The following is a 15,797-nucleotide window of genomic DNA, read 5'->3' as shown; positions in this document are numbered from 1 at the left end:
TAAGAGATTATAACATATTTTAAATTTGTAATCCATTTTGTTCAAAAATTATTTTTTCTTTTTAAATAATGCACCTGCTAGCATAAATGTTGGAAGTGCTGAAAGTCCACCGATTAAGATCCAGTCCCTTAATTGGATTGGTAATGTTTTAAAAATCGGTTGTAGAGGCGGATAGTAGATAACAACAAGCATCAATAATACAGAAACAATAACAGCACCGATTAAATACATATTTCCAAATATGTTTCGATGGAAAATAGAACGCTCACTTCGGCAATCAAACACATGAATTAATTGTGCTAAAACTAATGTTGAAAACGCAACAGTTTGAGCATACGCTAATTGTTCTGGATGTTGATTATATGAAATGATAAACGCGATTAATGTCACAAAACCAATTAAGAAGCCTCTTGAAATAATCTTCCAACCTAAACCTCTTGCAAAAATACCTTCTGATAAAGATCTCGGACTTCTTTTCATTACATCATCTTCTGCTGAATCTACTCCTAGTGCCATTGCTGGTAATCCATCTGTTACTAAGTTTACCCATAAAATTTGAACTGGCACTAATGGTAGTGGAAGAGCTAATAACATTGCAAACAACATAACTAATATTTCTCCGACATTTGATGCGAGTAAATATCGAATAAATTTACGAATATTACTGTAAATATTACGACCTTCTTTGATTGCTGATTTAATTGTTGCAAAATTATCATCTAATAATATTAAAGCGGAAGCCTCTTTGGCTACATCTGTACCAGTAATCCCCATTGAAATACCAATATCTGCAGCTTTTATTGCAGGTGCATCATTTACACCATCGCCTGTCATCGCTACTACATGGCCATTTGCTTGAAGCGCTTTAACAATTTTCAATTTATGTTCTGGCGTCACTCGCGCAAATACAGCAGTGTCTTCTACAAATTCTTGAATTTGTTCAACAGTTAGAGAATCTAATTCTTTTCCTTCTACTACATTTCCTGATTCTCTTAAAATTCCTAGCTTTCTTGCTATACTAGCCGCAGTCAGTTTATGATCCCCAGTAATCATAATCGTACGAATTCCAGCTTCTTTACACTCTTGTACAGCTTGTGCAACTTCCGCTCTTGGTGGATCGATCATACCTTGTAATCCGATAAAAGTTAAATTACTTTCAAGCTCTCTATCATTCAAAACTGAATTTGAATGAATTGGTTTAAAAGCAATAGCAATTGTTCGAAGCGCATTATTAGCATAAGAAGTGATTGTATCTTCAACAGCGTTTTGTCTAAATGTATTTAATTTTTCTTCACGTTCATGCCATAAAATAGAATCACATTTAGAAAGTAATACATCTGGTGCACCTTTTGTAATGACAAAATGGTCACCCTCACGATTTTTAACAACGACAGTCATCATTTTGCGCGTACTATCAAATGGGATTTCATGAATTCTAGTAAAATGACTATTTACATAATCACGGTCAATTCCTGCTTTATATCCTGCTACAACAATTGCACCTTCTGTAGGATCACCATCTAAAACAATTTCTTTTTTCTTTTGAATCAATTGAGCATCACTGCAAATCGAACCAAAAACTAGTGTTTGAAATAATTGTTTATTTAAAGTTGGATTAACAGTTCGTTCTTTATTTGTAAATTTACCATCTACAACATAACCATTTCCTGAAACTTCGAAGCTAGATCCCCCAGTCCAAATATTTGTAACAGTCATTTTATTTTCAGTCATTGTACCTGTTTTATCAGAACAAATAACCGAAGCACAACCTAATGTTTCAACTGCCTGAAGCTTTCTTACGATGGCTTTCTTTTTGATCATTCTCTGCACACCTAGTGACAGAGCAACTGTTACAATAGCAGGAAGTCCTTCAGGTATTGCAGCTACTGCTAATGACACACCCGCTAAAAACATATGATACAACTCGTTACCTTGATACACCCCAATAAACACAACTAATGCAGTTAAAAATAATGCAACGACTATTAAAATTTTCCCAAGTTGTTCAAGTCTTCTTTGTAATGGTGTTACAGTTGCATCTGTATTTTGCAGCAAATCAGCAATTTGACCCATAGCTGTTTTCATACCTGTTGATACAACTACACCTTTACCATTTCCTCGAGTTACGAGTGTCCCCATAAAGCCCATGTTATCCTGATCACCAATTCCAATCCCTTCAGATTGAATTGATTCAAAACGTTTTTGGACTGGCAATGATTCTCCTGTAAGTGCTGATTCCTCTATGTATAAACTTGATGCCTCGATAATACGAATATCTGCACCGATTCGATCACCGCTAGAAAACTTTATAATATCCCCGACAACTAAGTCTTTCGAAGGGAGTTTTTTATATAGGCCATTTCTTAATACTTGAACTTGTGGAGCTGCTAATTCTTTTAATGCTTCTAAAGATTTTTCAGCTTTTGCTTCTTGAAAATAACCTAAGACCCCGTTAATCAACACAATTGCCATAATAGCAACAGCATCAACTACTTCATGTAAAAAAATTGAAATAATTGTTGCACCTAATAATACGAACACCATAAAATCATTGAACTGACTTAAAAATAAAACGAGTTTGGAAGTTTTCTCCGATTCTCTTAATTCATTTGCTCCAAAAGTTTCTCGTCTTTTTCTTGCCTCCTCATCAGTTAAACCAGAGGAAACGTTCGTATTTGTTACGTTTAGAACTTCTTCCGCTCTCATCCGATAAAAATTCATGTAATTGTCACCCCTAATTTTTACATTAGGTAAGTTGTCCCCCTTACCTCTCATAAAAGCATATTCAGACTCGTCCAAATAAATGATATAATGATGAAAAATAAATGTAGCTCGTACAAATGGAATAGTGTGACAATCGTAGGTAAAATAATGTAAAATTGATTCCTTAACAAATTAGCTCGGAAATGCTTTTTTTATAAATTGATAAGATGACATGAAGTTTAGTAGTGTTTGATAGATTAGGAAGTGATGTTATGTCTTTTGATGGACTTTTTACAGGGGCTATGACAAGTGAGGTAGCCACAAAATTAACAACTGGAAGAATTTCAAAAATCGTACAACCAAGTATGTATGAAGTTCTACTAACCATTCGTGCAAATGGTGCAAATTATAAACTTTTATTAAGTGCACACCCAAGTTATGCACGATTTCATATTACAGATCAAAACTATGATACACCTTCAGAACCACCAATGTTTACAATGGTATTACGAAAACATTTAAATGGAGGAATCATCGAAAGCATCTCGCAAAATGAACGCGAACGAATTGTGAGGATTAGAGTAAGAAGCAGAAATGAAATTGGTGACGAACAAATCCGAACACTCATCATTGAATTAATGGGAAGACATAGTAATATTATTTTACTTGATGATGAAAGACAGATTATTTTAGACAGTATTAAGCATGTACCGATGGCCGTTAACCGACATCGTATCATTCAACCTGGCTCTAGTTACGTTTTACCACCTAAACAAGAAAAACAAGATCCCTTTGCTCAAATGACTGAGGCAGAATTTCAAAACATTATTTCTAATGAGAACCAACCAGTAGCGCAAGTACTTGTGCAAGAGTTTGCTGGTATTTCTCCATTATTTGCTAATGAGGTTGTGTATCGAAATAAAGATAGCTTATTTGAATCATTCGTTTCTTTAATAAATGATATTCAAGAAATGAGATTTACTCCTTCTTTATACCGTTTACAGTCAAAAGAACAATTTTACTTTATTGAAATGACTCATTTGGATGGTGAGCAAACGACCTTCTCTAGCTTAAGTGAATTATTAGACGTCTTTTACTTTGGAAAAGCAGAACGTGACAGAGTAAAACAGCAAAGCGGAGATTTAGAAAAACTATTACAAAATGAATTATCTAAAAACAAGAAAAAACTTAAGAAGCTTGAAAGAAGTTTAGTAGATACAGAAAAAGCAGATGCAATCCAATTACAAGGTGAGTTAATCACTGCTAATATGTTTGCACTAAAAAAAGGTATGACAGAAGTTGAGGTCGTAAATTATTATGATGAAAATGGTGGAACAATCACCATTCCATTATCTCCATTAAAAACACCTTCTGAAAATGCACAATCATATTTTACGAAATACACAAAATTAAAAAATTCAGTCGCTCATATACACGAGCAAGTAAAGCTTACACTTGAGGAAAATGATTATTTAGAAACCGTATTACAACAAATCGAATCGGCTTCACCACGTGATTTAGAAGAAATTCGAGAAGAATTAGCTGAAACAGGTTATGTTAGAAAGAAAAAATCCAAAAAACCTCAAAAGAATAGCAAACAAAAAGTAACACTCGATGAATATGTATCAACAACTGGTGAACTTTTATTAGTCGGTAAAAACAATAAACAAAATGATTATTTAACGAACAAACTTGCTAGTAGAGACGAACTTTGGTTCCACACAAAGGATATCCCAGGTTCTCACGTAGTCATTCGTGCAAAAGAACCAAGTGAAACTGCAATCAAAGAAGCAGCGATCATTGCTGCATACTTTAGCAAAGCTCGTCAATCCAGTTCTGTTCCAGTCGACTACACAGAAATTCGCCATGTAAAGAAACCAAATGGCTCAAAACCAGGATTTGTCATTTACGAACAAAACAATACAGTCTACGTAACTCCTGACGAAGAGTTAGTTTTAAAGCTACGGAAATAAGATTGCTTCCATTAGGGTTAACAGATTCTCTTTCAAAGGCATATATATGAAAACGACATACGAAATGGCAACTACATGATTTTTAAAGTAGTTGCCATTTTTTATGTAAATTTTTTTCTAATGTAAAAGTAATTGGAGAGGAAAGTGCAAGACTCCGTTGGGAGTAGCGGGACAGCTGAGACCCCTCAAGAGGCTCAGCGCACGCACCACGGAAAGGGAGCATCCTGGAGCGCAAATCTACGAACCCCTTCTTGTTTAAGAAAAATAAAATCACAAAATTAACATTACATTCTTCCTAATTATTAGAAGATTATGGAATAACTTTATAGTTTAAAAGAATTAAATAAAAATAATAACAGCATTTTACTTTTTATTCTTTCATTAGAATATTATAATAAAAACTCAATTCTTATTTTCATTAGAGAAGGAGCATTTTATGAACCAGATTACATTAGCTGAAGCATTAAATATTAGACATATTCTTTCAAAAAGGATTAGAGAACTAATAGAAGAACTTGAAGAAAATTCAAGCGTTGAAGTGGAAAAAGGCCAACCCCTTCCTACTTTAGCTCGAAATATGACTCAAATCGAAAGCGATTTAGCAAAAGTACGGGCTGATTTCCGTAAATTAGATTACTTAATGCAAAAAGCGAATATCGAAAATACAATCACGATTGAAAATATGGAGCTATCCATTACAGAGGCGATCGAATTTGCTAAACAACTTCGTGCAGAAGTCCAATCTGCAAAAGAGTTTGCAAGTAAAAAAGAACGAATTCAACCAATGTATGGAACTGATAGTATTATTGTTGAAAAACTATATTTCAATCCTGAAGACTATCGACAAAAAGCTTTAAAATTGGAACGTAAAGCAACGCGATTATCTGGTTTAATCGATGCAAAAAACTTCTCTATTAATATACCATTTGATGGCAGGGATTATTTTTAATACCTCACAAGAATGAGACTTTCTTGTGAGGATAGGAAGAATTAAAAATTGGACACTCATGGGAGCTACGCAAACGGATAAAGTGTTACAGGTTACTATATTTACGGATAACGGATGACGAACGATACGCAAACGTAAAAATCTCTTAGTGCACTTTAATGCATAGATAATTTGGTTACCATTTATCCTATTCTTCCTATGGCCACCTCTATTTTAGAGGTGGCTTTTCATTTACGATGATTTTCCTTTTTTCTCATTTTCCTCTTTTACTAGAAATGAAGCGATGAAAAGAATGATACCTAAAGTAAAACCGATCAATAAATTCATAAAGAATTCATCTTCTTTAACATATTTTATTAACGAAATTGCCCCAAATAAAAACATGACGCTAACCCCAAAGTATCTTAATACATCTTTAACTTTCATATTCCATCCCCTTACTACTAGACTTAATGACAATAATTCAAACGTAATGATTCAATACTATTCTATGAATTTACGTATAAAAATAAGCACTGTTAATGTTTATAGTTGATATTTGAATAAATCTTTTAAAAGATTTTTTTGAACAGGGTAATAAACAAAATTAACGTCTTTTAAGTAGTTAATGTAAAGAATAAGCGAGACTACTGTAGTAGAAATCAACTAATCAAAAGATTTTAATGTTAAAAATATTCTTTTAGAGCCCACTGTTGATAAAGAAAGTAATTGGAGCGGAAGGCGCACGACTCCTGTGGGATTAGCGAAGGCAGGTGAGACCCCACAGGATGTGGGTCATGCATTCGATACGACAGGACGTCGTGGTTTTAGCATGCCTACCTTTTTCGAGGAGGCTCAGCGCACGCCCCACGGAAAGCGAGCATCCTAGAGCGGAAATTTACAAATTCCTTTTTTAAAATAGCAACAATGTAGGTAATCTTTTTTATATTCATATTATTTATATAAATATAACAATTAAAACATTTAAAAACATATTGTTTCCTCGCAATTATTATTATAGAATGATGTTTATTCTAAATATAAATCTCTTTATTTATTATCCTTGTATAATATCAGTTAAAAAGGTCTGATTGTTTCTACCTGGCAGCCAAAATGCCCGACTACAAGGAAGTATGACTAGAAATGAGCACTTATAGAAATAATGCTAATATATGAATCCTTTCTTTATTTTTTTCAGTTAGGCTTTCAATTATATTGTGTATTCGAACTTCCTAAGCTCTTATTTTACATACTTTCTGTCTTGGGGCTGAATGTGTGAAAAAATAAGAGCTTTTCTATTTTGAAGATAATATATATCAATCATCAGGAGTTGGTTTCGTGTTCTTTTTATTAAATTTACTAGGAGTATTGGTTGTAATCGGTCTTATTTTCTTATGTTCTCCCAATAAGAGAAACGTGAAATGGAAGTCAATTTTCATTTTATTAATAGTGGAATTCCTTATTACTTGGTTCATGTTAGAAACAAAAATCGGAACTTGGACAATTAATAAAATTGCATCCTTTTTCACTTGGTTAATTGCATGTGCAAATGATGGAATCTCATTCGCTTTCCCGTCTGTTATGGCTAATGAGCATGTCGATTTTTTCTTTAGTGCATTATTGCCTATTATTTTCATTATTACTTTCTTTGACATTTTATCATATTTCGGCATATTGACTTGGATTATAGATAAAGTTGGCTGGGTTATTTCAAAAATATCTGGATTACCAAAGTTAGAGAGCTTCTTTTCAATTCAAATGATGTTTCTTGGAAATACAGAGGCTTTAGCTGTTATCCGTCAACAATTAATCGTTTTAAAAGAAAATCGTTTGTTGACATTTGGAATAATGAGTATGAGTAGTATTAGTGGTTCAATTATCGGTGCTTATTTAACGATGGTACCTGCTACTTATGTATTTGCTGCGATCCCTTTAAATTGTTTAAATGCATTATTAATCGCAAGTATGTTAAATCCAGTAGAAGTTAGCAAAGAAGAAGATGTAGTATACGTCCCTACAAAAGAAGAGAAAAAAGATTTCTTTTCAACAATCTCAAATAGTATGATTGTTGGAATGAATATGGTCATCGTCATATTAGCGATGGTAATTGGATATGTAGCCTTAACTACACTTTTAAATGGCTTTTTAGGATTCTTTGTAACTGGATTAACAATCCAAAAGATCTTTTCGATTATTTTTAGTCCTTTCGCTTTCCTATTAGGACTAACTGGTCATGACGCTATGTACGTTGCACAATTAATGGGTATCAAGCTTGCGACAAATGAATTTGTCGCAATGATGGATTTAAAAGATAACATCAATGGACTAGCTCCACATACCGTAGCAGTTGCAACTACTTTCTTAACGTCTTTTGCTAACTTTAGTACTGTCGGAATGATTTATGGAACATTTAATTCAATATTAGGTGAAGATAAATCATCAAGTATTGGTAAAAATGTGTGGAAGCTATTAGTAAGTGGTATTGGCGTTTCAATGCTGAGTGCCATGATTGTAGGATTATTTGTTTGGTAAGTTAATTAAATATAAAGAGAAGTAGTGATTATCACTACTTCTTTTTTTGTTATTTAATCACTGTATATATTTCGAAATAACATTGCCTAAAAAATAAAAAAAAGATAAGCTAAAAAGCTTATCTTTTAGTTTGAAGTAAGTTTAGTGCAAACTTCATCTTTTCGATATAATCTTGATTATCATCTGAGCACATGAACTTAATCGTTGATTCACCAGAATCTTTTAATTGATTTGAAGGGCTTAATAATTGAATTAGCCTTTTAACTGTACCTGCACTTCCATCAACTATATGTATATCTTCTGGTAGAATTTTCTTTAATATCTCTTTATAAAATGGATAATGTGTGCATCCAAGTACTACAGTTCCGTATAAATTAATATCAAACGCTGCGAACTTACTCTTAAAATAATCAATCATTGTAGCATCTTCAAAATTCAATTCTTCACAGTAACGTACTAATTCTGGTAATGGTAATGAGTCAACAATACTTTGATCATCAATTCTAGAAACTAATTCATGATACTTTGTTTGTTTTAATGTAAGTGGTGTTGCAAGAACTAATACTCTTTTACCAGTTGAACGATTCATCTCAATAGCTGGTTTTACAGCCGGTTCCATACCGATAATTGGGAAGTCATAATATGCTCTTAAATCTGAAACAGCAATACTAGTTGCTGTATTGCATGCAATGACAAGTGCTTTTACATCTTCTTTTACAATTCTTTCTACTGATTGTTTTACAAATGAACTAACTTCTTCCTTTGATTTAGTACCATAAGGAACATGAAGAGTATCTGCAAAATATAAAAATTCTTCATTGGGTAACTGATTCATCGCTTCGTTTAAAACAGTTAACCCACCCATTCCCGAGTCAAAAAATGCAATTTTCATTTTGTTCACCTAATAATTTTTATTTAATGTAGTCATCAAGCAGTCTAAATACCATTAAGTTTTCTTTTTGACATACTTTTATAAACTATCTAATAATAAATTAACCTAATTAAGCATGAAAGTAAATTTTTCAGAAAAATATTACATTCAATTTAACAGTTAGACATAGCTTTTTAATACTGCATAAACTTTTTTAATAAACCATATCATTCTTTTATCTACTTTTCTCTTTTTTATTCCATCCTATCCGCTGGTGGTATTTCTATAAAAATAAAATTACATGAATAAACCTTATATCATATTACAATCAGTATCAATTATTTATATAATAGTAATAGTTAACTAATTTAAAAAAAGTTAAGGTGGTAAGTACATTGCAAGTAGAGTCTCTTAAAATTTTTGATGAATTCGGAAACCATATTGGTGAAGCAACTCGAGACGAAGTACATAAAAATGGATTTTGGCATGAAACATTTCATTGTTGGTTAATGAGTATTGAGAACGGGATTCCAATGATCTATTTTCAAAAAAGAAGTCAAACAAAAAAAGATTTTCCAAATTTACTAGACATCACTGCCGCTGGCCATCTATTAGCACATGAGACAGTTTCTGATGGAATTAGAGAAGTTCATGAAGAACTAGGCATTGAAGTCAATATAGAAGAAGTATTACCGCTTGGAATCGTTAAGAATTCTATTAACCTGCAAAATTTCCATGATCATGAACTTAGTCATGTATTTTTACTTAAAAGGAATGAACCATTTACAAAATTTAATCTGCAAAAAGAAGAAGTTTCTGGCATTGTGAAAGCAAACTTTAATGAATACTATGATTTTGCATACGGATTAAGTGAATCAATTGAAGTTGAAGGCTTCGAAGTGAATGAAAAAGATGAAAAAATTACTGTATGTAAAACTGTCTATAAAGAGCACTTCGTCATTCATGAAAACAATTACCTATTTAGTGTACTTGAACTGTTGAAACAGCATGTATAGTCATGAATCCATAAAAAAGGGGAACTTCGCCATGAAGTCCCCTTTTTACTTGGCCACTTTAGATGGATTAAGAATAATTACATTCATACTTTCTTTTAGAGAAATCTAAAAAAAACAGCTCAAATTACGCATTTGAACTGTTTTTATACGTTACTATTAGATCAGCGTTTGTTCTTTATTTAGCCATCTATATTATCCTAGTGGGTTTTCGCCAAATCTTGCCCATAATTTCGGAAACATATTTTGTAAGTCATCTGTATCTTCTTCCCAATCAAATTCAAAGTCGACAGCAGGCTTTAGTCCTTTCTTATCGAGTTTTTCTAACATTTCATCATGAATGTCATCATCCCATTCTGTATCTCCAGTCTTTTTGAACGTATACGCATCTAATCCAACTGACAGGATCTCTTCATTTTGAGGATAACCTTCTTCATCTAGATTTTCCTCATGGATATATGTTGCAAGATACTCATGATTTTCTATAACCTTTTGATATATTTCTTCACCTTGACCAATTAACCAGCCCCTGAAATAATCAAAAGCATCGTCAGAACATCCACCCATTAGAATATAAGCTGCACCCCACAGGCGAGATTGGTAACTTTCATTCATGAAACTTTCAAAATAGAATTCAAACTCTAATATTTCATTTGATTCTCTATGAGATAATACCTCTGTTAACCATTCTGCTTGATTCTCGAATTTCTTTGATTCTTCTATTAAACGCCAAAATTCTTTTTTGTCCAAGGTATTCCCTCCATTTAAAATTACATAAAAAATTTCACTACTATCATCATTTTAGCATAAATAAATGTCTTCTTTTTATTATTACAAAAACTACAATCATAACAATCTTTTAGAAACAAGCCTATAAAAAAAGTAAACCCTAATCATCCGACTAGGGTTTACTTTTTTACTTGATATCCTTACTAAAAGCATATGATAATTTTCGATATTCCATTTTTTCTTCATAAAAACGATGTGCATCAATTCTTTGTAGTCCTGACTGAAGTGAAACAAGCTCGCAGCCATTTTCCTTCCCAAATTCATGAATATAATCTAGTAGCTGTTTGCCATAGCCATTTGAACGACGATGCTGATCTGAAACTAAATCATAGACAAAAACATGCTTCCCATTATAAAAATTTGTTAAAATAATGATTCCTGCTACTGCTACTGTTTCACCATGATCCTCTAAACCAACTAACTTGTAGCCTTCCTTCTTCATTTCTTCATATAGTTCAAAAAATGATTCTTCTGTTAAATGTGTGCGTAGCTGTTTTAAAACTTGAAAACCTTTCAGTAATTCTTCTTTTGATTCATAGTGTTGAATAGAAATCTTACTGTTCATTTGAGTACCCCTTCCACTTCCAACATGTTTTTTAAACACTCAATACATTTTCACCAGTTTCAGCCTCACGTTTAAATAATCTAGAATACACTCCATCCATTTCCAATAATGCATGATGCGTACCTTCTTCAACAACGATACCGTTTTCTAATACGACAATACGATCTGCCGTTAATACAGTTGAAAGACGATGGGAAATGACAATTACCGATTGTTTTGATTTTCTCTTTTGAATTGCTTCATTTATTTGTAATTCTGTAATAGGGTCAAGTGCTGAGCTTGCTTCATCTAATATCAAGATTGGTGAATTTTTGACGAGTGCTCTTGCTAAAGACAATCGTTGTTTTTGACCACCTGAAAGAAGTGCTCCTCTTTCTCCAATTGAAGAATGTAAACCATCTGGTAATGAATCATAATAGTCAGATAAACCACTATCTCTTAAAGCTTGGACTAGCTCTTCATCAGTCGCCTTTTCATTTCCAATCTTTATGTTATCCGCTAAGCTACCATTTCGTAACTGTACATCCTGTGAGACGAATGAAATTGAGTCTCTAACCCATTTAGCATTCGACTGCTCGATAGATAATCCATCAATGTCAATCGTACCACTATTTAATGGATAAAAACCTAGTAATAAATCTACAATTGTTGACTTCCCTGCACCACTAGGTCCTACGATGGCAACTGCCTCTCCAGGTTTTACTTGGAATGTTAAGCCATTTAATACAAGGTCTTCTTTATTTGGATAACCGAATTTAACATCTTTAAATTCAATTAAACCATCCACAACATCTAGTTTCTTTCCTTCTTGTACTTCAAAAGCAGATGTTGGCTCAGCTAATAATTTTTCGGAACGATCAAGTGCTGGACCAGTTCTTCTAACGGATAACCAATTTCTTAGCATTCTTTGAATTTCATTTGCAGCAATGGTAACTAGACCGCCCGCTGTTAGCATTTGTCCACTTGATATTTGTTCATTTGATATTAATAAAACACTAATAAAATAAACCGAAGCCAAAGCGAAGCCATTGTAGCTTCCGATGACAACAATGGACTTCATTCTTGCTTTTAACTCAATAATTGATTCTTTTACAAATGATTTTCGAATATCTGCTACACTTTGAATCTCATAATCTGTTGCACCTAGAATTCTAGATAACTGGATACCTGTTACAGATTCACGTAGCCTTTCTAAATAACGTGACGCTTCTTCTCTTGCTCTTGCAGAAGCATTCCTTGTTCTAGCCCCAACTTTATTTGACGTCCAATAAAACAATATTCCTAAAACTACACTCGTAACCATTAAGTACGGGTGAATCCATAATAATACAACACTATAAATGACAACCCCTTGTACGGATGCCATAAAAGTAGATCCTTCCCATGCTAAGAAATTATGAAGCGTATCCGGGTCATCTGATACTCTAGCTAGAAGTTCCCCAGATTTTGATTGATGAAAATATGAATACGGTAAAATTTGTAAATGCTTAAATAAGCGTAATTTTTGCCAGTTTGTAACTGACTTTGCTACATGATGACAAAAATACTCGTCGATTACCATTAAAATTAAATCAAGTATTGCTGCAAAAACTAGTAACCACATTAATCCCCAAAGTAATGTATTTTCATGATTTGGGATGATATGATCTACTAACCACCCCATACCTAAAGTTGGGATTAAAGTTGCACAAATTTGACTTAAAGCAATAACAAATGAATCAGCAAATACCCATTTTTTATGAGGTATTAGAAACTGAATAACTCTTTTTCCATCACCTATTTTTTTTATTTTATTTTGGTTCATACGGCACTCTCCTTATCTAGCTCACTGTACTGTGCCATATATAGTTGATAATATTGCCCTTTTAATGATAGTAATTCTTCATGCGTACCTTGTTCAGCAATTAAACCTTTGTCTAATAGCAAGATACAATCTGCATCCTTTACTGTAACGAGTCGATGAGCAATCGTAATTGTCGTTCTTCCCGGAATTAATTTCTCAAGAGAAGACTGTACCTTCTCTTCAGTTTCCCCGTCTAAAGATGAAGTTGCTTCATCGAATATCAATACTGGAGGATGTCTTAATATCGAACGTGCTAATGCTACACGTTGTCTTTGACCACCTGAAAGCTTTAAACCTCGCTCTCCGACGATTGTCTCAAATCCTTCTGGCAATGAATCTATTAAATCACCTAAATCAGCAGCTTCAACGGCAAGTAGTAGTTCATCATCAGTAGCATTTGGTTTGGCATATAATAAATTTTGTTTCAGTGTGCTATTTAATAAGAACGTTTCTTGAGAAACAACCCCAACATTTTGGCGCAATGATTGAAAATCATGTTTTGATAAATCTTTTTGATCAACAAATATTGAACCTGATGTAGGCTCATATAATCCTAATAATAATTGGATTAATGTACTCTTTCCTCCACCACTAGATCCGACTATACCAATATGCTGCCCTGACTTTATTGAAAAAGATACACCCTTTAATACTTCTTCAGTAGCATTAGGATATGCAAATCGAATATTGTTAACATCAATATCACCTTTTACATTTTCAAAAATAGGGAAAGATTCAGTTTGCTCCGAAGGTAAATCAAAATACTCATAAATACGCTCAAGAGCAGGAATCGCTTGTTGAATTGTAAGTGCATTTTCAGCAAGAGAGCGCACCGGCATAAACATTGTTGGGATAAATCCTAATACAGCTATTAAAGTCCCTATCGAAATCTCCTGTTGCCATACTGAATATCCTCCAACCAACATAATAACCCCAGGTGCACCATTATTAAAAACATTCCCTAATCTCCAATTAAATTTACCAAAAAGAGCCAATCGGATTGCAAATCTCTTCCATATTGAAAGCTTTTCTTCTAAGCGTTTATTTTCTTGTTCCTGTGTTTGAAATGTACGAACAAGTCGAACTGATTCAATACTTTCTTGTGTATGATTATATAAATCAGCGCTCATATCTCGTGAAATGGCACCCATTTTACGTACTTTTGTTCCAATCATAAATGAAGGTACTAAATAAATTGCAAAAACAATCAGCATGATGACAGCAGCTGGCCAATACAAAGGAAAAACTGCAACAAATGCTGCGATTGCTGCGATCACTTGTTGAATAAATCGCGGAACAACAGTATTATTCAGATTTTGTACTGATTCTACATCATGCGTTAATCGAAATAGCATATCACCACGAGGTGATGTTGAAAAAAACGACATTGGTGCTTTTTGAAGCTTTTTAAATGCTCGTAATTGCATATCACTAATGACATCTAGACCAATCTTAACTTGTATAAATTCTTGTAAGGATTCAAATACAACTTTACATAAAAATGCCAACATGATTCCAAAGATTAAATAGAAAAGAACTTGTGAATTAGCATCTCCTAATAACTCATCCACGACTTTTCCCGTTAAAATTGGTGGAATAACGGCAAAAGCTCCAGCAATTAAAGAACTACCAAAAGCAAGGAGTAAAATTTTCCAATACGGTTTAAAGTGATTAAGTGTTTCAATTAAAATCTTCATATATTCCCCCCTAACTTGTAACATTTTACATTATTTTCTAACTATTTTCATTATTAAAAAAAAGAATTGATAAACTAAGTTCCGATTTAAAGGTAAATCTTCAATATTTCTTTCTATTCTAATCAAACATCCGATATCTTTGTCTTTCCTCATTCTTACTTTACTCTTCACCGATCTTTTTTTCTTCATCATTAAGTTTGAAATTAATTACTCGTTTTGTTGTAATATTCATTAAAAAATCTACAACTTTTGTTGTAGATTTAATGATCATTTTTATTTTTTATTAGGTATTCATATAGTCATCATGTATGTTTTACGTTTTTAAGTTTCTCATTTAAATATTGTTCCGATTGTCCTCTAGGGATACTTAAACTTGTAAACTGTTCATTTTTAACTTGTTTTCCTACATAAACAATTTGACCAATATGATAACCATAATGACTAATTTGTCTATGTATTGCTTGTAGTACAAAATGAGCTTCACCTCTTATGGTGATTGTTTTTAGAATGTCATCTTCTTTTAAATTTTGAATTGCCGAGAATACTACATCCCATCCTTTTTCCCACGCAGCGAGCATTTCTTCCTTTGAAGAATAAGTCCCCTCAAATTCCTGATCTCGATTACGCCATGTTTTCTCTCCATCTAACGTCAAAAAATCAGTCCATCTTGAGATCATGTTTCCACTTAAATGTTTAACGATAATGGCAATACTATTCGATTCACTAGAGGGCTGCCATACTAATTCTTCATATGACAATTGCTTCATCGTAAGATCACCTAGTTTTTTAATGCCTTGAAATTCTTTTAAACTATTTGATAAGAACAGCTTTTCTACTGACATCCAAATCCCCCCTATAAAAGATACACATTAACAATTATATG

12 protein-coding genes and 1 riboswitch are annotated in these 15,797 nt (G+C 33.0%); of the genes, 4 read left to right on the top strand and 8 right to left on the bottom strand.

Annotation, left to right across the window (positions count from 1 at the left end):
• Positions 1-48 precede the first annotated feature (48 nt).
• Entirely contained in the window at positions 49-2,721 is a 2,673-nt protein-coding gene (locus CAB05_RS13100; RefSeq protein WP_088000332.1) for a calcium-translocating P-type ATPase, SERCA-type, read from the bottom strand.
• A 254-nt stretch (positions 2,722-2,975) separates the two neighbouring features.
• Here CAB05_RS13100 and CAB05_RS13095 point away from each other — a divergent pair, with 254 nt between their 5' ends.
• A complete protein-coding gene (locus CAB05_RS13095) occupies positions 2,976-4,676 on the top strand; it encodes an Rqc2 family fibronectin-binding protein (RefSeq protein WP_088000330.1) in 1,701 nt (566 codons plus the stop codon).
• A gap of 436 nt (positions 4,677-5,112) precedes the next feature.
• Positions 5,113-5,625 (top strand): hypothetical protein, encoded by a 513-nt coding sequence (locus CAB05_RS13090; protein WP_088000328.1) that lies wholly within the window; start codon positions 5,113-5,115, stop codon positions 5,623-5,625.
• A gap of 231 nt (positions 5,626-5,856) precedes the next feature.
• On the opposite strand, the gene CAB05_RS13085 is transcribed toward CAB05_RS13090, so the two are convergent.
• Positions 5,857-6,051 carry a hypothetical protein gene (locus CAB05_RS13085; protein ID WP_088000326.1) on the bottom strand — a complete coding sequence of 65 codons (195 nt, stop codon included), beginning with the start codon at positions 6,049-6,051 and terminating at the stop codon, positions 5,857-5,859.
• Positions 6,052-6,647: 596 nt separating this feature from the next.
• Positions 6,648-6,748, top strand: a riboswitch (purine riboswitch).
• Positions 6,749-6,942: 194 nt separating this feature from the next.
• On the opposite strand from CAB05_RS13085, the gene CAB05_RS13080 reads away from it, so the two are divergent.
• Positions 6,943-8,136 (top strand): nucleoside transporter C-terminal domain-containing protein, encoded by a 1,194-nt coding sequence (locus CAB05_RS13080; protein WP_088000324.1) that lies wholly within the window; start codon positions 6,943-6,945, stop codon positions 8,134-8,136.
• A gap of 118 nt (positions 8,137-8,254) precedes the next feature.
• On the opposite strand, the gene murI is transcribed toward CAB05_RS13080, so the two are convergent.
• Positions 8,255-9,028, bottom strand: coding sequence for a glutamate racemase (gene murI, locus CAB05_RS13075; RefSeq protein WP_088000322.1), 774 nt, complete (start codon positions 9,026-9,028; stop codon positions 8,255-8,257).
• A 374-nt stretch (positions 9,029-9,402) separates the two neighbouring features.
• On the opposite strand from murI, the gene CAB05_RS13070 reads away from it, so the two are divergent.
• The gene (locus tag CAB05_RS13070) at positions 9,403-10,023 is read left to right on the top strand and encodes an NUDIX hydrolase (protein ID WP_088000320.1); all 621 of its coding nucleotides are present in this window, start codon (positions 9,403-9,405) and stop codon (positions 10,021-10,023) included.
• Between the two features lie 192 nt (positions 10,024-10,215).
• Here the strand turns inward: CAB05_RS13070 and CAB05_RS13065 are convergent, their stop codons facing one another.
• From CAB05_RS13065 to CAB05_RS13045, 5 genes are all read right to left on the bottom strand, one after another.
• Entirely contained in the window at positions 10,216-10,770 is a 555-nt protein-coding gene (locus CAB05_RS13065; RefSeq protein ID WP_088000318.1) for a DUF4240 domain-containing protein, read from the bottom strand.
• Between the two features lie 166 nt (positions 10,771-10,936).
• Complete coding sequence (locus CAB05_RS13060; protein WP_088000457.1) at positions 10,937-11,374, bottom strand: GNAT family N-acetyltransferase; 438 nt, start codon at positions 11,372-11,374, stop codon at positions 10,937-10,939.
• Positions 11,375-11,405: 31 nt separating this feature from the next.
• Entirely contained in the window at positions 11,406-13,178 is a 1,773-nt protein-coding gene (locus tag CAB05_RS13055) for an ABC transporter ATP-binding protein (RefSeq protein WP_088000316.1), read from the bottom strand.
• The gene (locus CAB05_RS13050; protein ID WP_088000314.1) at positions 13,175-14,914 is read right to left on the bottom strand and encodes an ABC transporter ATP-binding protein; all 1,740 of its coding nucleotides are present in this window, start codon (positions 14,912-14,914) and stop codon (positions 13,175-13,177) included. Before CAB05_RS13050 ends, CAB05_RS13055 begins: the two co-directional genes overlap by 4 nt.
• A gap of 302 nt (positions 14,915-15,216) precedes the next feature.
• Positions 15,217-15,756 (bottom strand): DUF1572 family protein, encoded by a 540-nt coding sequence (locus CAB05_RS13045; RefSeq protein WP_088000312.1) that lies wholly within the window; start codon positions 15,754-15,756, stop codon positions 15,217-15,219.
• Between the last annotated feature and the right edge of the window lie 41 nt (positions 15,757-15,797).

Source organism: Gottfriedia solisilvae (assembly GCF_002128405.1).
GTDB classification, from domain to species: Bacteria; Bacillota; Bacilli; order Bacillales; family Bacillaceae_G; genus Gottfriedia; species Gottfriedia solisilvae.
The sequence above is the reverse complement of the archived record's forward strand: the minus strand, read 5'-3'. Positions and strand labels throughout refer to the sequence as shown.